Origin of the sequence: Pedobacter sp. SL55 (assembly GCF_026625705.1) — a bacterium.
In the GTDB taxonomy this organism is placed as follows: domain Bacteria; phylum Bacteroidota; class Bacteroidia; order Sphingobacteriales; family Sphingobacteriaceae; genus Pedobacter.
Genome location: NZ_CP113059.1, coordinates 4202138 through 4227741 on the forward strand (window position 1 = coordinate 4202138; position 25604 = coordinate 4227741).

At 37.2% G+C, this 25604-nt stretch carries 25 protein-coding genes; 9 read left to right on the forward strand and 16 right to left on the reverse strand.

Annotated elements, in window-relative coordinates:
- Positions 1–4: 4 nt before the first annotated feature.
- The 4 genes from OVA16_RS18850 to OVA16_RS18865 form a co-directional block, all read right to left on the reverse strand.
- Entirely contained in the window at positions 5–886 is an 882-nt protein-coding gene (locus tag OVA16_RS18850) for a heparin lyase I family protein (protein WP_267762499.1), read from the reverse strand.
- 363 nt (positions 887–1249) lie between these two features.
- Positions 1250–1753 (reverse strand): hypothetical protein, encoded by a 504-nt coding sequence (locus tag OVA16_RS18855; protein ID WP_267762500.1) that lies wholly within the window; start codon positions 1751–1753, stop codon positions 1250–1252.
- Entirely contained in the window at positions 1754–2260 is a 507-nt protein-coding gene (locus tag OVA16_RS18860; protein ID WP_267762502.1) for a hypothetical protein, read from the reverse strand.
- A gap of 7 nt (positions 2261–2267) precedes the next feature.
- Positions 2268–3689 carry a dicarboxylate/amino acid:cation symporter gene (locus OVA16_RS18865; protein ID WP_267762504.1) on the reverse strand — a complete coding sequence of 474 codons (1422 nt, stop codon included), beginning with the start codon at positions 3687–3689 and terminating at the stop codon, positions 2268–2270.
- 302 nt (positions 3690–3991) lie between these two features.
- Between OVA16_RS18865 and OVA16_RS18870 the strand changes: the two genes are divergently transcribed.
- Genes OVA16_RS18870 through OVA16_RS18880 form a run of 3 tightly spaced genes read left to right on the forward strand, consistent with a single transcriptional unit; the run spans position 3992 to position 5646 of the window.
- Complete coding sequence (locus tag OVA16_RS18870; RefSeq protein ID WP_138730135.1) at positions 3992–4489, forward strand: RNA polymerase sigma factor; 498 nt, start codon at positions 3992–3994, stop codon at positions 4487–4489.
- A complete protein-coding gene (locus tag OVA16_RS18875) occupies positions 4476–5075 on the forward strand; it encodes a hypothetical protein (RefSeq protein WP_267762505.1) in 600 nt (199 codons plus the stop codon). The genes OVA16_RS18870 and OVA16_RS18875 overlap by 14 nt, the downstream gene beginning before the upstream one ends.
- A gap of 31 nt (positions 5076–5106) precedes the next feature.
- A complete protein-coding gene (locus OVA16_RS18880) occupies positions 5107–5646 on the forward strand; it encodes a DUF922 domain-containing protein (protein ID WP_267762507.1) in 540 nt (179 codons plus the stop codon).
- A gap of 39 nt (positions 5647–5685) precedes the next feature.
- Here OVA16_RS18880 and OVA16_RS18885 read toward each other — a convergent pair whose 3' ends face one another.
- From OVA16_RS18885 to OVA16_RS18920, 8 genes are all read right to left on the reverse strand, one after another.
- Positions 5686–6294 (reverse strand): hypothetical protein, encoded by a 609-nt coding sequence (locus OVA16_RS18885; protein WP_267762508.1) that lies wholly within the window; start codon positions 6292–6294, stop codon positions 5686–5688.
- 160 nt (positions 6295–6454) lie between these two features.
- A complete protein-coding gene (locus OVA16_RS18890) occupies positions 6455–7216 on the reverse strand; it encodes a family 20 glycosylhydrolase (protein ID WP_267762509.1) in 762 nt (253 codons plus the stop codon).
- A 2-nt stretch (positions 7217–7218) separates the two neighbouring features.
- Positions 7219–8370 (reverse strand): beta-N-acetylhexosaminidase, encoded by a 1152-nt coding sequence (locus tag OVA16_RS18895; RefSeq protein ID WP_267762511.1) that lies wholly within the window; start codon positions 8368–8370, stop codon positions 7219–7221.
- A gap of 171 nt (positions 8371–8541) precedes the next feature.
- Positions 8542–9498 carry a thioredoxin-disulfide reductase gene (gene trxB, locus OVA16_RS18900; protein WP_267762512.1) on the reverse strand — a complete coding sequence of 319 codons (957 nt, stop codon included), beginning with the start codon at positions 9496–9498 and terminating at the stop codon, positions 8542–8544.
- Positions 9499–9706: 208 nt separating this feature from the next.
- Positions 9707–10111 carry a hypothetical protein gene (locus tag OVA16_RS18905; protein ID WP_267762513.1) on the reverse strand — a complete coding sequence of 135 codons (405 nt, stop codon included), beginning with the start codon at positions 10109–10111 and terminating at the stop codon, positions 9707–9709.
- A gap of 154 nt (positions 10112–10265) precedes the next feature.
- On the reverse strand, positions 10266–11423 hold the full coding sequence (locus OVA16_RS18910) for a dipeptidase (protein ID WP_267762515.1): 1158 nt from the start codon (positions 11421–11423) through the stop codon (positions 10266–10268).
- Between the two features lie 53 nt (positions 11424–11476).
- The gene (locus OVA16_RS18915; protein ID WP_267762517.1) at positions 11477–12091 is read right to left on the reverse strand and encodes a toxin-antitoxin system YwqK family antitoxin; all 615 of its coding nucleotides are present in this window, start codon (positions 12089–12091) and stop codon (positions 11477–11479) included.
- Position 12092: 1 nt separating this feature from the next.
- Positions 12093–13721: an acyl-CoA carboxylase subunit beta gene (locus tag OVA16_RS18920; RefSeq protein WP_267762518.1), complete on the reverse strand. Its 1629-nt coding sequence runs from the start codon at positions 13719–13721 to the stop codon at positions 12093–12095.
- A 154-nt stretch (positions 13722–13875) separates the two neighbouring features.
- On the opposite strand from OVA16_RS18920, the gene OVA16_RS18925 reads away from it, so the two are divergent.
- On the forward strand, positions 13876–14583 hold the full coding sequence (locus OVA16_RS18925; protein ID WP_267762519.1) for a hypothetical protein: 708 nt from the start codon (positions 13876–13878) through the stop codon (positions 14581–14583).
- A 297-nt stretch (positions 14584–14880) separates the two neighbouring features.
- Here OVA16_RS18925 and OVA16_RS18930 read toward each other — a convergent pair whose 3' ends face one another.
- Complete coding sequence (locus OVA16_RS18930) at positions 14881–16242, reverse strand: pyridoxal-phosphate dependent enzyme (protein WP_267762520.1); 1362 nt, start codon at positions 16240–16242, stop codon at positions 14881–14883.
- Positions 16243–16477: 235 nt separating this feature from the next.
- Positions 16478–17566 carry a DNA-processing protein DprA gene (gene dprA / locus OVA16_RS18935; RefSeq protein ID WP_267762522.1) on the reverse strand — a complete coding sequence of 363 codons (1089 nt, stop codon included), beginning with the start codon at positions 17564–17566 and terminating at the stop codon, positions 16478–16480.
- 113 nt (positions 17567–17679) lie between these two features.
- Between dprA and OVA16_RS18940 the strand changes: the two genes are divergently transcribed.
- Genes OVA16_RS18940 through OVA16_RS18950 form a run of 3 tightly spaced genes read left to right on the forward strand, consistent with a single transcriptional unit; the run spans position 17680 to position 19863 of the window.
- Positions 17680–18048 carry a BlaI/MecI/CopY family transcriptional regulator gene (locus OVA16_RS18940; RefSeq protein WP_267762524.1) on the forward strand — a complete coding sequence of 123 codons (369 nt, stop codon included), beginning with the start codon at positions 17680–17682 and terminating at the stop codon, positions 18046–18048.
- Positions 18048–19136: a M56 family metallopeptidase gene (locus tag OVA16_RS18945; RefSeq protein ID WP_267762525.1), complete on the forward strand. Its 1089-nt coding sequence runs from the start codon at positions 18048–18050 to the stop codon at positions 19134–19136. The genes OVA16_RS18940 and OVA16_RS18945 overlap by 1 nt, the downstream gene beginning before the upstream one ends.
- Complete coding sequence (locus tag OVA16_RS18950) at positions 19096–19863, forward strand: gliding motility-associated C-terminal domain-containing protein (RefSeq protein WP_267762527.1); 768 nt, start codon at positions 19096–19098, stop codon at positions 19861–19863. The genes OVA16_RS18945 and OVA16_RS18950 overlap by 41 nt, the downstream gene beginning before the upstream one ends.
- 6 nt (positions 19864–19869) lie before the next feature.
- Here the strand turns inward: OVA16_RS18950 and rsmG are convergent, their stop codons facing one another.
- Together rsmG and OVA16_RS18960 are read right to left on the reverse strand one after the other, a co-directional pair.
- Positions 19870–20499, reverse strand: a complete 630-nt coding sequence (gene rsmG, locus OVA16_RS18955) for a 16S rRNA (guanine(527)-N(7))-methyltransferase RsmG (RefSeq protein WP_267762529.1) — start codon at positions 20497–20499, stop codon at positions 19870–19872.
- A 114-nt stretch (positions 20500–20613) separates the two neighbouring features.
- Complete coding sequence (locus tag OVA16_RS18960; protein ID WP_267762531.1) at positions 20614–21735, reverse strand: glycosyltransferase; 1122 nt, start codon at positions 21733–21735, stop codon at positions 20614–20616.
- 665 nt (positions 21736–22400) lie between these two features.
- On the opposite strand from OVA16_RS18960, the gene tgt reads away from it, so the two are divergent.
- Together tgt and OVA16_RS18970 are read left to right on the forward strand one after the other, a co-directional pair.
- Positions 22401–23531, forward strand: coding sequence for a tRNA guanosine(34) transglycosylase Tgt (tgt, locus tag OVA16_RS18965; protein WP_267762532.1), 1131 nt, complete (start codon positions 22401–22403; stop codon positions 23529–23531).
- Complete coding sequence (locus OVA16_RS18970) at positions 23532–24635, forward strand: LptF/LptG family permease (protein WP_267762533.1); 1104 nt, start codon at positions 23532–23534, stop codon at positions 24633–24635. It abuts the gene before it with no gap.
- Positions 24636–25604: the final 969 nt, after the last annotated feature.

The following is a 25604-nucleotide window of genomic DNA, read 5'->3' on the forward strand; positions in this document are numbered from 1 at the left end:
AAAGTTAGTATTCGGTAATATTAAAATCGTTGAACCAAACGGTTTCGTCTCTTAGCATTTGTGGCTGTAGCGTTCTTCTGTAAATTCCCCACTTTGGACGGCAGCTGGTCGAGTTTTTACGCCACATTTCTATATTGGTAAAGGCTTGCTTTAGCAAAAGCTTTCCATCACTAATTCTGTTGATCTGTATTTCGTATTTACCATCGAAAGAAAAAGTAGCACGTTCCACCACCTCCACCCAATGGCCTTTAAAATCGGCCAATGGAATAGTTGCGAGATATTTTCTAGAAGTGGCGTCTGTATCGCCAGTATGTATTACCTCTAAAACATCGCCAGCAGCTTTGTACCTTCCAGTAAGCGTAATAATTGGTAGTTGGTTATCGCCATCAATAGGCTTTAACTGATGAATATGCGTAAAATCACTAGATGGCTTAAAGCTGGCGTCGAGTTTAAACTTCCATTTATAAAGCACCTTTTCATCTTTACTAGCCTTTAAATTTTCTGGCGACCTATCATAAGTTTTAATTTCGTTACGCTGTCTATCCGAATTTTCACATTTATCGTTGTCTGGTGTAAGATGAATGGTAAAGGCAAAAACCTGTCGTTTCAAATCGTTATCAAAAACTTGGTTAATATGCTTCCCAAAGCCTAAATGGCTACAATCTGGAGCTTCAATTACATCGCCTGTACCGCCAAAAACACTGTTAATGAGTTGGTAGGTTTCTGTAGTGCCGTTAGCGCTTAAGGTTGTGCCTTCTGTTGTATTATTTACTGGATTACCATTGCCCGCTGTTACTTCCTTTTCTAACGGCGAAGATTTTTGCTTGCTACAGGCACAGCCAAGCATGCAGATGCATAAAACGTAAAGCAGGTTGTGCTTTTTCATACAAAGAATAAATTTGGTTGACCAATATTTGGTTGACCAAATTTATACAAATAAAATTACGAAGCAAATTTTTTAGAAGATTTTAACACTAAGGTTTATAACGGTTCCAGAGGCATTGAAGATGAGGAAGACAAGCTTAATTTGGCACAGAACTGCCGCTCGCTATTTTAATAGTTGTAGCAAATTTGATTTATAAACCTGGTTGCAGCGTAAATCCTTTTTGTTTTACCTTAAAAGAAATTAAACAGCTGCTTCGATAAGCCAAGCACAATAAGAAGTGAATTGATAAAGCAAACAAAAAGATTGCAGCGAAAAACAGGGCTATCCGCAAATAGCCGTAGGAGAATACTTTTCTAAAAAGATTTATTTACTTACGAAACGCTCTTCGGCTTCGGTAATAACTTGCTGAACTATTTTTTGTAAAGCTTGAGCTTTGTTAGCTATTACAGGGTCTTTATCGTAATTGGTAAGGTAAATGATATTTTTAGTGGTATCATCGTAAACGAATTTAAACTCGTAACGTAATACATTTGGGTCTTTCAGGTTGGCTACTGAATTAGCTATCGTATCTGGAATATGGAGTAAATCTTGTTCGTTAATTTTACTATGCAGAAAAATTACGTTGTTGGTACGCAACTTAAAATTCTCTTTAATGAGCTGGTCGTTACGATCTAAAAATTGATACGCTCCGGTTTTAGAATCATAGCTATTTTGCAGGGTATCGCCAACGCCCCACTTATAAGTTAAACTTGTAAAAGATGCTGCTCTTTTGCCGCCACTTCTCATTTTCATTACAAAATAACCTCCTGCAATTACTACAAAAAGTACCGCAGCAATGTTAAGTATCTTTGTTGCTTTAGGCTTCATTTATTTGTTTAGCGTAGCTTCCTTATCAATCAATGTAAGTTCTATTTCTTTCTGCACCTTGCTTACGGCACCCTTCATTCTTTCGGCACCTGTAAAGTTTGGAAAGTAAATTACTTCTTTAGCTTTCTTTTTATAGTTGAACTTAATGAAGTAGCGTAATTTTTTAGGGTCTTTTAAATCTGCCTCACTATTGGCCACTACATCTGGCAAGTTCCAAAAGCCCTGCACATCGGCTATGCTATCCAAATATTTGATATCTCTTGTAGTTAACTTAATATTTGTTTTGATCAACGAATCGTTTTTATTCACATATTCAAATTTGCCAGTGGCAGAATTGTAACTGTTTTCTAATTGCTCTCCGGTGCCCCATTTGTATTCTAAGGAAACAAAATCTTTTTCCTGAAAAGGAGCATTTCTAATAATTGGCGCATAATATACTATGCTGTAGATTAAAAACGGAACAATTACGGTTAACGCTAGAAATATCTTTTTACCTTTTGAAGTCATTATTTATTTAATCTGCTGTAAAATTATTTGATGCATTGTCATCAAACTCTCCCTCCCATTTGGCAATTACCACAGTAGCTAGGCAATTACCAATTACATTTACCGAAGTTCGAGCCATGTCCATCAATTCATCAATACCTAAAATGGCTGCGATAATAAATACCGGCAAACCAAATTGTTCTGCTGTAGCAATGAGCACAATTAACGAGGCTCTTGGCACGGCAGCAACACCTTTAGAAGTAATCATTAAGGTAAATGCAATGGCCAATTGTTGCCCTATACTTAGGTCCATTCCGGCAGCTTGCGCCACAAAAATAGAAGCCAAAGATAAGTATAATGATGTACCATCTAAATTAAAACTGTAACCCGTTGGTATTACAAACGATACAATTTTACGTGGCACGCCAAATTTCTCCATATTGCTAATCGCCTTTGGCAAAGCCGCATCAGAGCTTGTGGTGGCAAATGCGATAGAAACTGGCTCTTTTACCGCTTGTATAAACTTTTTGATGGGTATTTTTAAGAAAAGCATAATGGGTACAAATACCAACAGCACAAATACAATTAGCGCAATATAAAGCGACCCCAAAAGCATGAATAAGTTCTTTAGAATATCTACCCCTAAATGCCCAACTGTATAAGCCATTGCAGCCCCTACACCTATTGGTGCAAAGTACATGATGAGGTTAGTAAATTTGAACATTACCTCCGATAAACTCTCTGCAAACTCTACCATAGGTTTTCGCTTTTTCTCTTCTACCATGGCCAAACCGATACCAAATAGTACAGAAAACACTACAATCTGTAGCACTTTGTTCTCGTACATTGATTTAACTACATTTTCTGGGAAAAGCTCGTAAAAGAAATGAGCAAATTTGTAGATGCCATGCACATTATCTGGTAAAGACTCTAATTCTGTATCTACTATTTTAGTGGTTGGCAATTGCTGTTGTGGCATTTTCTTAATATCAACCCCTACACCAGCATGGGTAATATTAATTACGGCTAGACCAATAAAAATGGCACAAGAAGTGGCGCAAAAGAAATACAACATCGATTTCCAAGCCATACGGCCCACTTGCTTTAAATCTGAGTGGCCGGCAATACCATAAACCAATGTTCCAAAAAGAATTGGGCCCACAATAGTTTTAACCAATTTAATGAAACCTTTACTTAGCGGATGTAGTGCAGCTGCCACATTCGGGAAATCGACCCCAACAAACACCCCTAAAAGCATGGCTACCAATATCCAAGTGGTTAAATTTCTTTTTGCTAATGCGTAGACCACTAAAACCACCGCTAAGCCCCATCGTGCTGCTATCATTACTTCTTCTGCAACGGCTACAATGTTAAATTCTTTTAATAAAGTAATGATCAATGCAATAGTTATGCAAATTAAGGTGACAAGACCTGTCTTATTTTTTTTCATTTAGTTTATGTTTTCAATAGTAATAAAGCTCAATTTAAAATGATTTTATTACTGCTTGTTTAATGTGTTTGTTATTTACAAAGTCACATTTAGTTTATTTGGTTATATGGGTTATGCTTTCAATTTAATACTTCACTTTGTTAATCAAAAGAATGCGAAGCCATTTAAATCTTTTGTTAAGCCATCAAAGCTGACAAAATTAAATATTTGCGCTTAGCACACAAACATTTATTAATTTAGTAGCCGTTTAAGGTGTAACAATTTAATGTTATCCTATTCTAATAGACATACAAAAACGCTAAATGGACCGAAAAGATCAGCTTTTTAAGGAAATTTTCGATAAAAACTCAAAGAAGATATTTCACTTGTGTTATGGTTACACAGGCGATGCAGACTCGGCGAACGATCTTTTACAGGAAACATTTTTAAAGGTTTGGCAAAATTTGGATAAGTTTCGAAACAAATCTTTAATCTCTACTTGGATTTATAGAATTGCCGTAAACACTTGTTTAACTTACCTGCGTTCTGAAAAGAGACAGGCCAAAGACGAGCTTACCGACAATATTATAGAAAACAGGATTGAGGAATATTCTGAAAAGAACGAACAGATAGCCCTCCTATACAAATCGATCTCTAAATTGGAAGAAAATGATCGTTTAATTATTACCATGGTGTTAGATGAATTACCTTATAATGAGATTGCTGAAATCTCTGGAATTAGCGAAGGCAATTTAAGAGTTAGAATACATCGCATTAAACAGAAACTTACTGAAATATACAATCAACATGCAAGAATTTGATCACATAGAGGCATTATGGGCCAAGCATACAGTTGATGTAAAAATATCTGCCGATGATATGCTAAAGCAGGCGAAAAAGGACGTAAGTAACATGCGCACCAAATCGTTATTGAATATTATTGGCATGGCGCTTTCTATTTTTGCCGTGGCCGCCGTTTGGTTTCTTTATGATTTTGCTTCTATAGCCACCCATTTGGGCATTAGCATTATTATATTGGCTGTTACTGTTTATACCATTATTTTATACGCCAACCACCGTGTAATTGCACAAAATGATTTTACCCAAAATCCTAATATTTTCTTGCAAAAACTAAAAGTTTATCAATTGCAAAGGCACCAACTTTACAATAGGTTATATTGGTTTTATGTAATAGCACTCTCTTTGGGCATGGGGCTTTACTTTTTTGAACTGCTGCAAAATTTTGATTTTTGGCTGCAGGTGCTAATTTTATTTTTAAGTTTTGGATGGATAATATTTTGTTCAACCTTGGTAAGAAAAGCAGTAATTAAAAGAGATAAAGAGAGAATTGCTTTGTTAATTGAGAAATTTGAGCGCATTAGCAACCAATTTAAAGACACAGAATAATTTGGCACAACTTTCGTTCTTTTATGGTTAAATGAAACCACTAAAGAACATTATTTTAATATCAGTAGCTGTAATTGTTTGCGCATTTACAACACACGAACGTATTTATCCAGAAACTATCAATTGGGATACGCATTTTAAAGGCAACCCAGACCCAAATTCGCATTTCGCGGCGGTAACCAGTACCATTTGGCAATATGGCTATAGATCTACCATTAGAGGCAACAACCTGCAACTAGACTTTAATTTTTTGGGCGGTGTTGATGCCAATAAATCTTGGGTAAAAAGAGAGCGAATTAGAAATAAAGAAGCGAGCAGCAGGTTGTTAAACCACGAACAAGGTCACGTTTACATTAATTTTATTTTGTTAAAAAAGGGCGAATACATTTTAAAAAACCAAAGCTATACCGTTGCCAACTACAAACGATTGATAGACAGAACCGCCAAAGACATCAGTAGGTTTTATAACGACATGCAAGAGCGATATGATGCAGAAACCAAACATGGCTCAGATTTGGAAGCGCAAAAAAAATGGGATGCTTTTTTTGAGAGTGAGTTAAGCCAGCTTTAATTTATTGCCATTGGTTGAAACCAACGGCAATGAAAATTTTTACTCTTCTCCCGGCTTAACCTCAGAAGAAGAAAAACTATTACCAGACAATCTATATTTTAAAGTTTTAACCAAAGTGGTAGTTTTACCACTATCCACTTGTACCGTAGGCACCGACCTAAACAAATCTCCATTCTTAACGAAGAATTTATCATCGCCTTTGTAGCCTTTCATGGTGCTAATTCCCGGAAAACTTATTTTATTAAACTCATTAGCATATTCGTAAACATTTACATCGGCTACATTTTTACGCACTAAGGTTTGTATGTAGATTTCTGGATTGCCGTCGTTGTCCAGATCCATATTCCAAGCATCGGTAATGATGCCTTCTCGTTCTACAGCAATAGATTTATAGTTTTGCTTAGTAGAATCAGACATTAAAATCAGAAAACCACCTACGCTATCTACGCCTTTTCCCCAACTCACTACTTCAAAATAATAGCCGGGTTTAATCTCTATACTTTTATAAAATGGAAATGGGTTTGGCGCTTTAGTTTCTACTATTTTTTGTTCAACTGCTAAAGGTTTGTCGCTATCAGAGCAAGCGCTTATAATGATAGCAACCGCCATTAGGGCAAATACTGATTTTAATATGTCCTTAAAAACCATGAGTTGTAAATATGAAATGCCAATTTATGTGTTTTAAGTGTTTTTACAAAATAGTGTAAAGCAATAATTTGTCAATTGCGAGCCCAATCAACCACAAAGACACAAAGAACACAAAGTTTTTTAATTTTATTACTCCGTGTGCTTTGTGTCTTTGCGGTTCTTATTTAATTTCTGCGCTGTTATTAAAAACAGTTTCGGCAACTACGCTACGTTTTCCGCTTGGGGTAATTACAATCGTTTTCAAAACTTTTTTCTTGCCTTGTGGTACATTTATTTTTATTGGCGATGTATATTCTGCGGCATTTTCCGACGGTCGGAAACCATCTAACGTGTAGAAAATTTTAGCACCAATGATTGGAGATTGCAAATTGATAACGTGATTTTCTCCAGTTACTTCTTTATTTGGTTGGCCAACAGCTGTAGGTACCCAAAAGTTAGTTCCTGTTTCATCTAATCTAGCTAAGTGCAATGCTAAACGTTCTTCGCTAAAATTCTTCAAGTCTTTCTTTTCCAATGGTGTCCAAGCAATTTCAGCTAAGGCAAAAACTCTAGGAAAAATCATATACTCAGCTTTTGCAGGCGTTTCAATGTATTCGGTCCATAAATTGGCTTGCACGCCTTTGATGTATTTTTTCTGCTCTGCAGTAAGTACCGCCGGAACTGGATCGTAATTATAAACTTTGGTGTAATGTGCAAAGCCTTTTCCATTTCTGCCTATGGTTAAAGGCTCGTCTTCGGCGGTAGACTGTTTGTGATCGAAATACAAACCATTGGTACTTGGCGTCATCAACACATCGTGGTTTTGCTGTGCCGCTTCTATACCACCCTTCTCGCCTCTCCAGCTCATTACGGTAGCGTTTGGTGCCAAACCACCTTCTAAAATCTCATCCCAACCAATGATAGAACGACCTTTACCATTCAAGCTTACTTTTCTATCCTTTGGATGAAATAACTTTGCAAACCATGCTCATCTTTCAAGCCTTTTTCTTTAATCAGCTGCTGGCAAAATTCAGATTCCTTCCAGTATTTTTTTGGTGCTTCATCGCCTCCAATGTGGATATATTTTGATGGAAAAATGGCGATTACTTCATCCAATACATTCTCCAAAAACTTAAAAGTATTTTCTGAAGGCACAAAAATATCATCAAACACACCCCACGTTTGCTGCACCTGTTTACCAGTTCTAGGGCCAGACCAGGGCCAATCGGCACCAATGTAAGTGTCCCTTTCTGGAAAAGCGCTTAATTCTGGATATGCCGCTATGGCTGCCGAACCGTGACCCGGCAATTCAATTTCTGGAATAACATTGATGTATTTTGAAGCGGCGTAGGCTACAATTTCTTTGGCCTCTTCTTGGGTGTAATAACCTTTGTAAACTTCATTATCAGTACCTCCAGAACCTGGATATACACCAATAATAGTCCCGTTTCTACTTGCGCCAACCTCGGTTAGTCTAGGATATTTTTTAATTTCAATTCTCCAGCCCTGATCTTCGGTTAAATGCCAATGAAAGTTATTTAACTTATAAGTTGCCATTACATCAATATATTTTTTGATGAAAGAAAGTGGAAAGAAATGACGACCAACATCTAAGTGCAAACCACGGTAAGTGAAACGGGGATAATCGTTAATTTCTACGTTTTGAATACTGTAAACACCTTTTACCCGCTCGTTAGGGAACATTTGTAGAAACGATTGCATAGCATAAAACAACCCTGCATTTTTGCCCTTTAGCATAACCCTGTTTCCGTTTACAGCTATTTGATAACCTTCGTTAGGCAATTTATTTTCAAAATCGTTATTTAAAATAATCGCTTTTTGTTTTGCCGTTAACGGCATTTTTGCAGAAACTATTTTTGCCGTAATTCCTTTTGACGACAAGAACGTTTTAAGTGCTTGTGCAACTTCTCTATCTGAAGGTAGCGCACATATAACAACATTATCATTCAATATAAAATAACCTGATGCTTTAACAACAGATACAGGTGCAGGTATAATACCCATGTTCGCATCTGTTTGAGCGCTCAGACTTGAAAAATAAAATGCTGCTACAGCCGTAAGAAACAACTTTTTCATTAATTTTTGGTTTAATTTAAGATTTGGTTTTTAAAGAAAGATAAGCACTTAACTTCTTTATTGGTCTACAAGATAAAACTTTTAAAGTTTAGCGAAAAGAAAAAAATCAAAACATAAAAAAACCTTTCTAAACTAAATTAGAAAGGTTTTAAAATATCATTTAACAAAATTTTACTTTGTATCAGCCTTTGCTGCTAAATATCTTTCTGCATCAAGAGCGGCCATACAGCCAGAACCTGCGGCAGTAACCGCTTGTCTGTAAATGCTATCTTGCACATCACCACAGGCAAAAACGCCTTCTACATTGGTTTTAGATGTACCCGGAACAGTTTGCAAATAACCTGTATCGTCCATATCTAACCAACCTTTAAAAATGTCTGTGTTAGGTTTATGGCCAATAGCTACGAAGAAACCTTCTATATCTAAAGTTTTAGCTTCTTCTGTTTTATGGTTGAAAACTTTAACGCCAGTTACATTTTTGCCATTGCCAATAATCTCGGTAGTTTGGGTATCGTAAAGCACTTCAATATTTTCGGTATTTAATACACGATGTACCATTGCTTTTGAAGCACGGAACTCGTCTCTACGCACTAACATATACACTTTTTTACAAAGTTTTGCTAAGTAGGTGGCTTCTTCGGCAGCGGTGTCGCCAGCACCTACAATAGCTACCGTTTGGCCTTTAAAGAAAAAACCATCACAAACGGCACAAGCCGAAACACCGAAACCGTTATATTGTTGCTCACTTGGTAAACCTAACCATTTAGCTTTAGCGCCAGTAGCTATAATTACCGTATCGGCCAAAATAGTTTTGCTTTCGTCAACCGTTACTTTATGAGGTAGCGAAGAAAAATCTACCGAACTTACATAACCAAAGCGAATTTGCGTACCAAAACGTTCTGCTTGGTTTTTAAAGTCTTCCATCATCTCAGGCCCCATAATTCCGTCAGGGTAACCTGGGAAATTATCTACATCGGTAGTTTGGGTTAGCTGACCGCCCATTTCCATACCGGTGTACATTACTGGTTTTAAATCGGCCCTTGCTGCATAAATTGCCGCTGTATAACCTGCTGGACCCGAGCCTATGATAAGGCACTCTATGTGCTCTAATTCTTCTTGTTGTGACATTGCGTGTATTTTGTGATGCAAATTTAAACTTTAACTAATAAAGCGCAACACTTGTGGAGAAAGATGAAATTGTGGAGATAATTATTGGAGTGGTTAGGGATTAGGAACTAGGGATTAGGAACTAGGGATTAGGAGTTAGGGATTAATTTAGGAATTTAATTGACCGAAAGCCAGTAGACAATTGTTTTATTGTAAAATTGCTTTATTGTTATTCTTGAAAATCTAATTTTAAAGGAAACCTCATTTTCACTGCAACTTTTTGATGGTTACATTCTCCTGGTATCCAAGTATCCATTTTAATAGTTTCTAAAGATTTCTCTTCTATGTTTAATTTAGTATTATTCATTCCGTATACCTGGAAATTTGAAATTTTTCCATCTGGCAAAACTATAAATTCTAAATTAACAGCTGTTAACATAGTATCTGCTGGAATTATTTGTGTTAAACGCGTAAAAGCACCAACTGTTCCATTTTTATAGAAAGGCATTTTATCAGCTTGCTCATAAATCATCATTTCTAAATCATTATTATAGATTCCAACACAGAGTTGATCTTTACTACGACAACCCAACAATAGGCCACTTAAAAGAAGAGCAATTAGATATTTCAACATTCAAGCAATTTAAAAATTTTATAAAGGGATTAGGGATTAGAAGTTAGGGATCAGTTACAGCTTAACAATTTAAACAGTTAACCAACTACATCATCACACTTTCTAACTTCCCGACTTTCCAACTTCCGGACTAAACACTTTCCCGACTTTCGGACTACCCCCCTTTATTCTCTCGCAGTAGCCTCACAAAGTTACCGCCCAATATTTTATAAACATCAGCCTCGCTGTAACCTCTTTTTAAGAGCGCTTCCGTTACTTTGGGGAAATCGGCAACACTTTCCATCCCTTGTGGAAACGACTCTGCTCCGTCAAAATCGGCACCTATGCCCACATGATCTACGCCAATCAATTTAACCACATAATCAATATGATCTATCACTCTGTCAATTCTAGGTCTGTTCTCATCGGCTTCACTTTGATATTTGGCAATTAGCGTATCAATAGCTTTCGATCGTCCATATTTATCACTTAGTTCCTTTAGCTCGGGTTTGTGCTTAATCAAGAAATTTTGCTGTTTTGCTGAGTAGGTAGGATCTAAAAAGCCACTATAAAAGTTGATAGAAATTACTCCACCATTTTTGCCAACAGCTTTAATTTGCTCGTCTTTTAAGTTACGATGCACCGGGTTAATACCATAAGCACAACTGTGCGATACCAAAACGGGTTTAGTGGATAATTTGATGGCATCAAAAAAAGTTTGTTCACCAACGTGCGATAAATCTAGCAAAACACCAAGTTCGTTTAATTTGCGCACTACAGATTTTCCGAAATCACTTAAACCGGGCATGGCTATTTCTCCCTTGCTTTCTTGCGCTGCCGAACTGGCCCAAGGTGTGCTATTATTCCAAGTTAAGGTTAGGTAAATCATCCCACGTTTAGCCAAAGCTTCTAATTTAGAGAGATCGTTTTCTATCATGTGGCCACCTTCTACCCCAATTAGCGCAGCCAATTTTTGTTGCTTTACGGCATTTTCTAGCTGTTGGGCGCTGTTTACCAGCGTAATTCTATCGGGGTATCTCTTAATGAGCGCATATAGCGAGTCGATTTGTCGGTTGGCCATATCAAAACCACCTTTTTCATCACACCATATCGAAAAAACCTGTACATCCAATCCGCCTTGCTTTGCCCTTACCAAATCAAAATTTCCAGTTTTTTGCAATTGCCCGATATCAATTCCAGATTGTACTTGGTTAAATAAAATATCGCCATGCGTATCTACCATAATAGCTTTATGATGGATTTGCTTCGCATTTTGAGCCATCAATTGTAGGCCAAAAATTAAAATAAATAGGGAAGTTAGCGATAGGCGCATGATTATTTTTGTTAGTTACGAAGCAGCTAAATTAAATTCATTTTCTAGTTAAATTACTCTACTTCTCGTATTTCGGATTTTTTAAGCTTAGTAGAACTTATCAGTTTATCATCCTCAAATACCTCTTTTAATTTTCTTTTTAAGTCGTACCAAATGCCAGTCCGTAAACCATCTTTATAGTGGCCAAGCAGCATTCTTCTACCTTTGTAGTTAAAAAAAGCAATTTCTCCTTCTAGCTTTCCATCTTTATAATTGCGGTAGCCCATAATCTTGCCGTCTGGAAAATGATCAGTCCATTTACCTTGCTCTAAACCATCTACAAACTCGCCCTGTTGGGTAATATACCTATCGGTGCTTTCATTTTTAAAATTGGCGAAGTTCTGGTAATTGTAATCGAAAATACTGCAGTAAAAAATAAACTTACCATGTGGCTTGGTCAGTTGCTCGTCTTTATAGGCGCCCGTAAACATTAGGTTATCATCTAAATCGTAGCGTTTTAACACCCACAAATCTTGGGTACTTAATTTGCCATATACACCATAAGATGTTGCCCTATCTTTATCAGTAGTAATTCGATTACCATTGAAATAAATTGGCTTTGCTTGCGCAAATACATTTATGGTGGCTAAAAACGATAAAAAGATCAATAACTTATATTTCAGCATCATATTAGGTTTGAATTATTCCAACATTAAAAGGTTTGGTAATTGGTGCTTGGTTTGCCGCTTCAATTCCCATCGAGATTACTTTTCTAGTTTCCAAAGGATCTATTACACCATCAACCCATAAACGTGATGCCGCATAGTAAGGCGTAGTTTGCGAGTTGTATCTATCAGTAATATCGTTCAGCAATTTATTTTTTGTTTCTTCTTCTAACGTTTCGCCTTTACCTTTTAGCGCACTCTCTTGAATTTGTAACAATACTTTTGCTGCTTGCGCACCTCCCATTACTGCCACTTTAGCGCTAGGCCAAGCGTAAATTAACCTCGGATCGTACGCCTTACCACACATGGCATAATTACCCGCACCATAAGAATTGCCCACCACAATGGTAAATTTAGGCACCACAGAATTGGAAACCGCATTTACCATTTTAGCACCGTCTTTAATGATACCGCCATGCTCAGATCTACTACCCACCATAAATCCAGTTACATCTTGTAAAAACACCAAAGGGATTTTCTTTTGGTTGCAGTTCATGATGAAACGACTGGCTTTATCGGCACTGTCAGAATAAATTACTCCGCCAAACTGCATCTCGCCTTTTTTAGATTTTACTACTTTGCGCTGGTTGGCCACGATACCCACTGCCCAACCATCTATACGCCCCAAACCACAAATAATGCTTTGCCCGTACAATTCTTTGTATTCTTCAAAATCAGAATTATCTACCAAACGCAAAATAATCTCCTTCATATCGTAAGGCTTTTCGCGGTTATCAGGCAAAATTCCGTAAATATCTTGCTCATTTAATTTGGGCAAAGCCGATTTTACCCTATCAAAACCTGCTTGCTGTGGCGCACCTAGCATACTCATGATGTTTCGAATGCTATCTAAGCAAGCTTGGTCGTTAGGATGTTTGTAATCGGTAACGCCAGAGATTTCACAGTGCGTGGTAGCACCACCCAAAGTTTCGTTATCGATATCTTCGCCTATGGCCGATTTTACCAAGTAAGATCCTGCTAAAAACACAGAACCCGTTCCATCTACAATCATGGCTTCGTCGCTCATGATGGGCAAATAAGCACCGCCCGCAACGCAAGAACCCATTATTGCCGAAATTTGTACAATTCCTTCAGAAGACATGATGGCGTTGTTTCTAAAAATACGTCCAAAATGTTCTTTATCAGGGAAAATTTCATCCTGCATTGGCAAGTAAACACCTGCACTATCTACCAAATAAATGATGGGCAAACGATTTTCCATGGCGATTTCTTGGGCACGCAGATTTTTCTTTGCCGTCATCGGGAACCAAGCCCCAGCTTTAACCGTAGCATCATTGGCAACTATTACACATTGCCGCCCAGAAACGTAGCCAATTTTTACTACCACGCCAGCACTAGGGCAACCGCCTTCTGCTTCATACATTCCATCAGCAGCAAAAGCGCCCAATTCAATTACTGGCTTATCTTCGTCCAACAAATAAGCAATTCGCTCTCTTACCAACAGCTTACCTTTTTCTTTTTGTTTAGCAGCACTTTTTTCGCCTCCACCCAAGTAAACTTTCTTCAGCTTGGTCTTTAGCTCATAAACTTGTTGCTTGTTGTAATCTTCGTTTTTATTAAATGTCAAATCCATATAGGTTGATTATATTTTGGTTTTGCCTTGCCGCCATTTCGAACATAGTGAGAAATCTATAAGTTAAAACAATAGACTAACGATCCCTCACGACGTTGGAATGACAAGTTACAACGCAATTATGCTAAAATAGTATTTTAAGCGTTGGTATGGAATGAGATGGCTGATATTTTTTCTGTTACTTACTTTTTCGAACCAAAGCTGGGCACAAAAATTCATATTCCCTAAGCTTGCAAACCAAGCGAAAGAGGTATCTCGCCTAATCCCGAAGCAATGGAAACTATTAGATTCTGCACAAGGCGACCTTAACCAAGACAAGCAGCAAGATTTGGTACTGATTTTAGAACACCTTACCGCTGTAGATGAAGACCGAGCCTATGGAAATTACGAAGTTGAGTTGATTACGGAAACGCAAAAGCCTCGAATTTTGGCAGTTTATTTCAAAAAAAATGGAGTTTATCAACTAGCTGCTCAAAACAATGATTTTGTGTTAAGATCTGAAGAAGGCGGTAAAATGGGCGACCCATTAAAAAACCTTAGTATCGACAGCAATAAGTTTACCCTTTCATTTGAAGGAGGCAACGATTGGCGTTGGAAACTCAATTACCAGTTTGCCTACGATAAAAAACAATGGAATTTGGTAGCGGCCAACAATGTTTACTACCATAAAGACAGCGGCGAAATGGTAGATAAACAGTATGATTTTGTAGATAGAACCATTAAAACGATTGTGGGAAGCATTTTTAACCGCAACATCTTAAACTCGGTAGACGAAGACATTTTAGTTTTTGGCAGCCCAAGAACTTTAATGGATTTTAAAAAACCTTGGACTTGGGAAGTGACGAAGGATAATTATTTGTAGCGTGATTGACAGAATGCTTTGTCAAGGTCGTTTCGAGCGGAACAACATGAAGTCGAGACTTGAAAATCAACGAAGTTAAATCTTTGAAAACAATTATTAACAACTATTTCAAAGATCTATCCATTACAATAGAGATGACGCAAGCCTCAGTCGTTTACAGACTTACGAAGTTTCAGAAACTTCATAAGTCTTACACCAAGCATATTATCTTTTTCTGTTAAGCAGACTATTATTATTGCTAAAGTAAAAAGATTGGCAATAAACCAATCTTTTTACTTTAGACTTTTAACTTAAAATCTATCCTTTTATCGCATTGATGATATCGTACTGCGTAATGATATCAAACTTGCCATCTTCTAACTCTACTAAAACCGCACTGTTATCTTTATTAATTAGGGATGATAAGCGATCTATAGAAGTATTCAAATCTACAAATGGGAAAGTTGCTCCCATAATATCTTCTACTTTAGCAGATTTTACGCTTGGGTTTTCTAACAAGGCAGCTAGGATGTCACTTTCTTCTAATTTACCCACTAGCATTCCTTTTTGCGTTACCGGAATTTGAGAAATGTTTAACGTGCTCATGGTATTAAAGGCTTCAGAAACTGTTTTCTCACAATCTATAGTTACAATTTCTCCCGTATCTTTTTTAGCAAGAATAGTACGAGCTGTTAGCTTTTCGTCTTTTAAGAAACCACGTTCACGCAGCCAGTCTTCATTATACATTTTACCCATGTAACGGCTACCGTGGTCATGGAAGATAATAACTACTACATCTTCGGGTTTTAATTGATCTTTCAACTGCAATAAACCCGCAACTGCTGATCCTGCGGAATTGCCAACGAAAATTCCTTCTTGGCGACAAACTTCTCTGGTCATTAATGCCGCTTCCTTATCTGTTACTTTTTCGAATAAGTCGATGACGTCGAAATTTACATTTGCTGGTAAAAAATCTTCTCCAATGCCTTCTGTGATGTAAGGATAAATCTCGTTTTTATCGAAAATACCGGTTTCTTTATATTTTTTAAATACCGAACCGTAGGTATCTATGCCCCAAATTTTGATGTTAGGGTTTTTCTCTTTCAAATATTTACCGGTACCAGAAATGGTACCTCCCGTACCTACCCCAACTACTAAATGCGTAATCTTGCCTTCGGTTTGTTCCCAAATTTCAGGTCCAGTTTGCTCATAATGCGCTTGTGAGTTGGCTAAATTATCATATTGATTAGGTTTCCAAGAATTTGGCACTTCACGTTCTAAACGAGAAGATACCGAATAATAAGAACGCGGATCTTCTGGCTCTACGTTGGTTGGGCAAACAATTACTTCGGCTCCAAAAGCACGCAAAGCATCTACTTTTTCCTTAGATTGTTTGTCTGTAGTGGTAAAAATACATTTGTATCCTTTAATAATGGCTGCCATGGCCAAGCCCATACCCGTATTGCCCGATGTACCTTCGATAATGGTACCGCCTGGTTTAAGTTTGCCACTTTGTTCTGCATCTTCAATCATTTTTAAAGCCATACGGTCTTTAATAGAATTACCTGGGTTGGTAGTTTCTATTTTCGCCAAAACGGTAGCCGGAATATCTTTTACGATGTTATTCAGTTTTACCAAAGGCGTGTTACCAATGGTTTCTAATATATTGTTATACCACATGTTACAAAAGTAACGAACAGCAATAAGTATTTCGAGATTAATATTTATTTAAAATTAAATTTCAAAAAAAATATCAAAACAAAATTTAATTCTATAATCTACAAAAATGATATACTAAATATGTTATAAATTTGGCGTGATGTGTTTATAAGCCACAGATGCACAGATTTTTTTTAATTTTTATAAAGCAAATAAATCTGTGCATCCCGTATTTGGAATGAGTATTATGGCAAAACTAAGCCAACTTGTATAATTTACCTGGCAAAACGATAATAGTTCCTCTCATTTCGAGTGTTAAAAGAATAATGGCCAATTTACTTTGCGGAATATTGGTGGTTACAAAAAGGTCATCTACAGCCAAAGCAGATCCTAACAGTGCTTCGCAAACCGTTCTTTCGTCTTTATTTAAATCTAAAGGTAACTGCACCTGCACCGGAGCTTTTTTTGTTGAAGTTTCTTCATCCCAACCTAAATAATAGATCAAATCTTGCGGATGATTAATTAAACCTGCCCTATTGGTTTTGATAAGGAAATTACATCCCTCAGAAAACTCGTCATTTACTCTTCCCGGAAAAGCGTAGACATCTCTATTGTATGAATTGGCAATTTCGGCGGTAATGAGCGCACCTCCTTTGATCGACGCTTCAACCACTATTGTCACATCGGCCATGCCAGCTATAATTCTGTTTCGTTTGGGGAAATTTTCGCGATCTGGATTAGTGCCTGGCAGAAATTCGGTAAGCAACCCACCATTTTTAAGCATCTTCGCCGCTAATTCTCGATGAGCGGCTGGATATATTCGATCTAGACCATGGCCCAAAACACCAACCGTAGGCACATTTGCTAAGACGCTCTCCTTATGTGCCGCGGCATCAACGCCATGGGCAAGTCCGCTACTGATTAGCACATCGTAAGGTTTGAGTATTTCTATGAGTTGTTTACAAAGCATTTTACCATAAGCTGTTGCATTACGAGTACCAACAATACTCACAATTCTGGTCTTGTTCAAATCTACATTTCCCTTATAGTAAAGCAGCAGAGGTGCATCATAGCAGCTCTTCAATCGCTTAGGATAGCTTTCATCATTATAAAACAACACCTGTATTTGATGCTTTTCTATAAAAGCCAACTCTTGCGCTGCCAACTCTAATGCGTTAGTATTTACAATGGCTTCGGCAGTTTTCTTGCCTATTCCGTCAATGTTTAACAATTGTTTATGGGTAGCAGAAAATACGGCTTCGGCACTACCAAAATGCTGTAGCAGTTTTTTGGAGATAAGTGCACCTACTCCGTTAATTAACGTAAGCGCTATTTGATGTTTCATGGATAGATGAAAAATAAAAACTTGAAATACAGATAATTAAATATTAAACTATAAAAATAGTTTGAAAACTACTTTTATAGTTTTAACTTTATAAAACAACAAGATACTTCATTATGAGAGAATTAACAAAAGCCGAAGAACAAATTATGCTGATACTTTGGGAACTAAAAGAAGCCATTGTAAAAGAGGTAATTGATAAAATGGACCCTCCAAAGCCAGCCTATAACACGGTTTCTACAGTAATCAGGGTTTTAGAAGGCAAGGGCTTTGTAGATCACAAGGCTGTTGGCAATACGCATATTTACTTCCCTACCATTAGCGAAGAGCAGTACAAGCATTTTGCTTTCGACAAGGTAATGAACAACTATTTCGAAAACAGTTACGAAAGCTTGGTATCGTTTCTTGTGAACGAGAAGAAGATGGATATGGCTCAACTAGATGAAATTATTGCGATTGCCGAACAACTTAAAAATAAAAAGTGATGAACTGGCTCCATTATCTTTTAGAAGCTAACCTCTATTTGGTTGTTTTCTACGGCATGTACAAGCTGTTGTTGCAGCATAGCACTTTTTACAACAGTAATCGATATTTTTTATTATTGAGTGTTGTGGCTGCTTTTGCTATTCCATTAATACAGTTGGCTTTTTTGAAACCAACGGTAGTGCTAGAAATTGAAGAAATACCTTACGAAATTCCGCTAGCAACTATAGAAATTGCCACGGTTGCGAAATCTCCTGCCTTAACTGCTCAAGATTACATTTTTTATGGGTATTTAGCTTTGGCATTATTTTTAAGCTTGAAATTCATCATCTCGATTTCGAAAATCATTAAGATTTATATAAGCAGCAACAAAAGAAAACTAAGTAGTTATACTTTAGTAGAATTAACTACCCAACATACCGCGTTTTCGTTCTTTAACATCTTATTTATTCATCCAGAAATGGCGAAGAACAGTGCAGTGCTAAGGCACGAAATGATCCATATCAAACAAAAACATAGTTGGGATATTCTCTTGCTAGAACTCTTAAAAATCTGCTGTTGGTTTAATCCGATAGTGTATTTGATGAAAAAAGATATCACACTTTTGCACGAATACATTGCCGACGAGAAAACTACTGCTGCAAATATCTCTAAACATGAATATGCGATGTTTTTAATTGAGAACTCAATGGCCGCTTATTCATCTTCACTTGTCAATCAATTGTTCAATCAATCCATATTAAAAAGTAGAATTAACATGTTAAACAAAGAAAAAACGGCAAATTGGGCAAGGCTCAAATATTTGCTGGCAGTTCCGCTTGGCGTAGGTTTACTCTGTGTATCAACACTAAGTTTTAGCAAAAGCTATGGTTTCTTAGAAATTGGCACACAAAAACAAGTGCAGCAAACCACCCCCAAAAACAAGCAAGAAAAACCCGTATATTATCCCGAACATAGGTACGACGAAAAAAACAACTTCATTTCGTTAGAAAAGCGGGCAATTATTGTTAATGGAAAACTAGTAGCCGATAAAAATAAATATTACGGCGTTGCCGAAGCTGACGAAATTACCTATCTCAACAAGCATTGAAGCAACAAAAAAGTATGGCAGTAAAATTGGAAAAAATGGTGCTGTGGTAATTACTGGGAAGAACTTAGTAAGCACTCCTCCACCGCCGATAATGCTATCGGCGGCGCCAGCAAGTCCACCAAAAGTTAAGAATGGCCAGATTAGTCCTCCACCTCCACCCATAGAAGCTCCACCTTCAGGCAAAAAGCTTAAAAAATTTCCACCTCCCGTAATAAAACATAACGAAAATATAAGCGACGCTAATAAAGAAAAAACAAATAACAGCAATAAAGAACAAACTTCGATAGACCGAAGCAAAGGCGATAAATTAGTAATATCGGCTGGTGGCATGCAAACCAAGGTTTTAGCAGTTTACGATAGATGGGGAAAGGAAGTATATCATAGTGAAGATTATCAAAATAACTGGGATGGCAGTGAGGGAAACATTAACGAAGCAGCCAATAAGGAGCTAGCCGCTGGAACCTATTTTTATATTGTTTCATATAAGCAAAACAAAAATACTTCTAGAAAAGGCTGGATATTGATAAAAGGAAATAGCTCAAAAGCGATGCCTAAAGATAATTTAGATAAAACAAGTTCTTTAAAAAGGGTTAGCAACTACCAAACGAAAGATCATCAAAAGGCTACAACAACTAAAACTACACCACAAAACCGAAACAACGTTTTCTTCAAAGCTTGGACTTTATACAAACCAAAAGTAGAAGAAAACAAAAATGATAATTGTTAAACTAGGTTACTGCGGCACATAAACCACATACTTAGTTTCAAAGAAATCTTCCTCAAAATAAGCTGAAAGTGGATACAACTCTGCTTTCAGTTTACTTTCCTTAATCTCCTCGGTTAAATCGCCACCTTTAAGGTAAAGAATACCATTTCTAACGGCATTGATGTTTTCTTTAGCAAATTTACCTCGTACCCACGGATAAAACTCGCCCAAACGAGTTACCGCTCTCGATACTACAAAATTATATTTATCGGTAATTTGCTCTGCCCTACTGTGCGACGCTTTTACGTTTTTTAAACCCAATGCCGCTGCAACTTCGGTAACTACTTTTATTTTTTTACCGATAGAATCTACCAAATGAAAATCAGTTTCTGGAAACAAAATAGCCAACGGAATGCCCGGAAAACCACCTCCACAACCTACATCCAACACTTTCTCACCAGGTTTAAACGTACAAAATTTGGCAATACCTAACGAATGTAAAATGTGACGTTCGTACAGCTCCTCAATATCTTTTCTAGAAATCACATTAATTTGCGAGTTCCACAAACTATATAAATCAAAAAGTTGCTCAAACTGCTTTACCTGAGTAGGCGTTAAATCCTTAAAATACTTGAAGATGATATCGGGTTTTACCATGGGGCAAAGTTAAAAGTAAAAAGTGGAAAGTGGAATTAGTTTTCAGTTGGCATTTATTAGGAATTTAACTACCCCATACATTAATTAATCGTAAGTCGTAAATCTAAAACCGCCCTATTTCCAATGTACCTTTTTTACAAATACAGATAGCAATGCATTTAGCACTAAAAAAAACATCAAAATGATATCTAAAATAGGGAACCACCAACTTAAGCTACCGTAATTTAAGCGTTTCAACAATTTTGGATAAACAAAACACCTCACAACTAAACTCAAAAGAAAAGCGCCAACCGCAATGAAGTGCGTACTAGGAAAACAGGCCAAAGTTATGGTAAGTGCATAAAAGAAGAATTGTACCGTAATTTGCGCAGATAGAATGAACTTGTGTTTGGTCTTGTAAAAACTCCCAGCACCAACGTGTCTTTTCTTCTGCCTTAAATAAGCTAAAAACGAGGTTTTAGGTTCGCTCCACACGTGTGCATCTTTATGAATTTGGATCATGGTGTTGCTCGGCGTTGCATTGGCATTCACAAATAAATCATCATCGCCAGAAGGAATGTGCATGTGTGCCGCAAAGCCTTTGCTTTTAAAAAACAACGATTTCTTGTAAGCCATATTTCTACCTACGCCCATATAAGGCATTCCTTTTAAAGCAAACGATAAATAATTAACCGCCGTAAAAAACGTTTCGAAACGGATCAAAGCGTTTAACAAACTTCTTTTTTTAAAGTAAGGCGAATAACCTAGCAAAATTTCTACTTTATTATCGGCAGGCAATTGCATTGCCGTTAGCCAATTTTTAGTGGCAGGTTCACAATCTGCATCGGTAAAAACCAGCCAATCGTGGCTAGCCGCTTTAATGCCCATGGTAACAGCAAATTTTTTACCCGCTATAAACTTTTCGCCTTCTCTTACATGAACAACTTTTAGGTTGGCATGTATCTTTTCTAACTCCTCTAAAAAATCGGCCGTACCATCCCAAGAGCGATCATTTACCACCACCACTTCAAAATTAGGGTAGTCTTGTTCAAAAATGCTAGGCAGGTACTTTTCTAGATTTTCGCGTTCGTTACGGGCGCAAATAATTATACTGATAGGCTTACCATTAGACGATGGCAATTCCTGAATGCGATATTGCGCCAATTTCAAATGAACACCCAATACATAATAAAGGTGTATTAAAAAGCAAATTGCGAGCGCCGATAATAAGCAGATTTCGAGTATATTAAATTCCACGATGGTATTTTAAAGCCTGCAAAGGTAATTAATTTGGCGTGTTGGTGGCTTAGTTTTTTAGTTTTTGATTTTGAAAAGCAGTTGTAGTAGTTTTTCGGCTACGGTACTCCCACTTTCCGCTATAGTCCCGATGAAAAAATCGGGAGCTGCCGCTGCAATTGGGTTTAAAATGCAATTGTTGTGCTAAAAACTAAAAAACCACGAGCCTAAACCTTTGTATATTTAGTGTATTTATAGCTATTATAATCATTGGCGAGGACCCCAACGAGAGAAAAAAACCTTTACATTCTTTGCGTGGCATATCTTTCTTTGCGTTAAAATTAACCGCAAAGTTTTTAGAAGTTTTCGCAAAGTACCGTAAAGCCTACCCAAGCTACAAATAAAGCTATGGTAATTTTTACGGTTGCTAGCTTTGACAAACCTTTACCCATTTGCTTGAGGTTTGTCAAAGCTTGCCACCAGCACAACATTTGCAAATTAAACCCGATAGTAGCGAACACGTAGCGGCAAACCTATGTGTTTGCCCGAAGTAAAGCGAAAAGCGGGACAACCGTTAAGTAATAGCACATGATTTGCTTTTCAAAAAACTTTTCGAGCTTACAACATTTCTACCCTACCACAATAAATCGTATTTTTGCACTTCTTTTTTGATGAGATAACAGCGAATGAAATTTAATTTACAGGCAAAAGATCCTAATTCTAAAGCAAGAGCAGGCGTAATTAGCACGGCTCACGGCGATATACAAACCCCTATTTTTATGCCTGTAGGCACTGCCGGAACAGTAAAAGCAGTGCACCAAAAAGAATTAAAAGAAGATATTAAAGCTCAAATTATTTTGGGCAATACTTACCATTTATACCTTCGTCCGGGACTGGATATTTTAGAGCCCGCTGGCGGTTTACATAAATTTATTGGTTGGGATAGGCCTATTTTAACCGATAGTGGTGGTTACCAAGTGTATTCGTTAAGCAAAGTGCGTAAAATTAAAGAAGAGGGTGTTACTTTTCGTTCGCACATTGACGGTTCTAAGCATTTGTTTACACCAGAATATGCAATGGATATTCAGCGTACCATTGGTGCCGACATTATTATGGCTTTTGATGAATGTACGCCCTACCCTTGTGATTATAAATACGCTGCCAACTCCATTAACATGACGCACCGTTGGCTAAAACGTTGCTGCCATAGGTTTGACACCACCGAACCAAAATACGGTTACGACCAAACACTTTTCCCTATTGTACAAGGCTCGATTTATAAAGATTTGAGGGTAAAATCTGCAGAGTTTATTGCCTCAATGGACCGCGAAGGAAATGCCATTGGTGGCTTATCTGTAGGCGAACCCGCCGAAGAAATGTACGCCATGACTGAAGTGGTTTGCGACATTTTACCTTACGAAAAACCACGATATTTGATGGGCGTGGGTACTCCAGTCAATATTCTGGAGAATATTGCGTTAGGAGTAGATATGTTTGATTGTGTAATGCCCACCAGAAATGCCCGTAATGGAATGCTTTTTACCAGAAATGGGATGATTAACATTACCAACAAGAAATGGGCAAACGATTTTTCGCCAATTGACGCGGATAGCGATTTACTAGCCGACCAAGTATATTCTAAAGCTTATTTACGTCATTTAATGCACAGCAAAGAGATTTTGGGTGCACAAATTGCAACTTTACACAATCTTCATTTTTACCTTTGGCTGGTAAACGAGGCTCGCGAAAAAATTATTGCTGGCGAGTTTTATGAGTGGAAAAACAAAATGGTTACTATCTTAGGAACAAAACTGTAAATGGGTTTCTTAAAGCGACGTTCGAAAATTATAGACGCCTACATTATTGGCAAGTACTTGGGCACATTTGTGTACACCTTGGCTGTATTTGTAGTGGTTATTGTAATTTTTGACTTATCTGAAAAGCTGGATGATTTTCTTGGAAACGATATGACCGCCTGGGAAATTGTAACTGAGTATTATGCTGGTTCTATCCCATTTTATGTAAACATGCTCTCGCCCTTAATGAACTTTATTGCGGTAATTTTCTTTACTGCAAAAATGGCCGACCAAACCGAAATTGTGCCAATTTTAAGTGGAGGTGTAAGTTTCAACAGGTTTTTAAGGCCTTATTTTATTTCTGCATTTATCATTTTCTCCATCAACTTAGCATCTAATTTATACCTATTACCTTATACTAATAAGATTAAAAACAGCTTCGAAAATCAGGTAATTAAAAAGAACGACCCTTACACCAAGTCGAACATACACATGAAGATAGATGAGCATACCTACATCTATATCGATAATTTTGACAACCGCAGTAATATCGGCTACCGCTTTGCTTTAGACCGTTTTAAGGGCGATGTTTTAGAGAAAAAATTGGTTGCCGAACAAATTAGTTACGACTCTTTAAAACGTGTTTGGAAGCTGACCAATTACACCACCAGAAACATTAAAGATTTAAAAGAAACCATGGTTTATGCCAGTTCTAAAACAAAAGATACCGTTTTGGATATGAAACCTGATGATTTCTCGGTATACGACAATGTAGTAGAAAGTATGACCAGCAAGGAACTTTCTGATAAAATTAAAAAAGAAAAAATTAGAGGATCTGGTGTAATGAACGACTTGCTTTTTGAGCAATACAAGCGTTACGTACAACCTTTATCAGCGTTTGTACTTACCTTAATTGGCGTTGCGCTCTCGTCCAGAAAAGTACGTGGCGGGGTAGGCCTGCCTTTAGGAATTGGCATAGTGCTGAGCTTTTTGTTCATTGTACTAAACCAGTTCGCCAAAATGTTTTCTACCAAAGGAGGCGTACCACCTTTATTAGCTAATTTACTACCAGTAGCTATATTTGGTTTGCTAGGACTATATCTGTTACGGAGAGCGCCGAAATAGATTATTTAGCGCCTAATTAAGGATTATTTCTTTTTGTAAGCTCACTGCTGCGTAACTTTTAGTTAACACTACCGATTTTAGCGTTAATTTTGGAGTAATCAAGGTATTTTACAGCTTTCGGGCAGGCGTTGATAGTAGTCTTCTCTGCTCGCTACTTTCCTGAGCAAAAGTTGAATATCAATAAAAAATCTTAAAGCAGTAGTGTTGTTGTAATGCAATAGTTGTGAGATTGGTTCGCCGATAAATAGGTACGGACTGAACCTTGCCAAGACGGAAAAGGCTTTATAATTTATGCTATTTTACACCATTTTGCATCTTACAGTTCCACCAAATTTACGCTGCTTAGCATGCAAATTATAGCCAGCTATCGCTATGATTTAACGGGCTCCAACATCTGTTATCCTTTAGCTAAAGCTGCTAATTTGTTTGCAATTTAAGAAACTACCCCTCCCAAAATCTATTTACAAGACATCTAACAGTCTTACCAACCAAAACAACCTAATAGACTGTTCGAACAACTGTTCAAGCCTTAAATCGAAGCTATTTGAGCCAACACTTCACATAAAGACTTGAAAAGACCAATTTTTCGTCAAATTTTGTTTCTTCACTAGACCCAAAAACCATACAAACCCCTAAAAACATAAGCTAACATTAAGCAAAAAAAGAGCGTAATAACCCCTGAAAATAATCGCAAAAACTTCACATTATTACACTAGGCTAAATCCATATTAAAAATTAAAAAGCTTTAAAAAAGCATCAGAATTTTAGGCCAAAAAACTCATTTCAACAGACAATTTTAAACAGCAAAAACCAGTCATTTTGCAAGTTCCAAAAACCAATTAAACGCCCTAAAAACTTCTTGATTTGGGAAGCGAAAAACAGCGAGAAAAACGACTAGTAAAAGTCGCACTTTATGAAATAAAAACGCAACTAAAATGCGATTAAAATAGGCCTGCAAAAACAAACTAA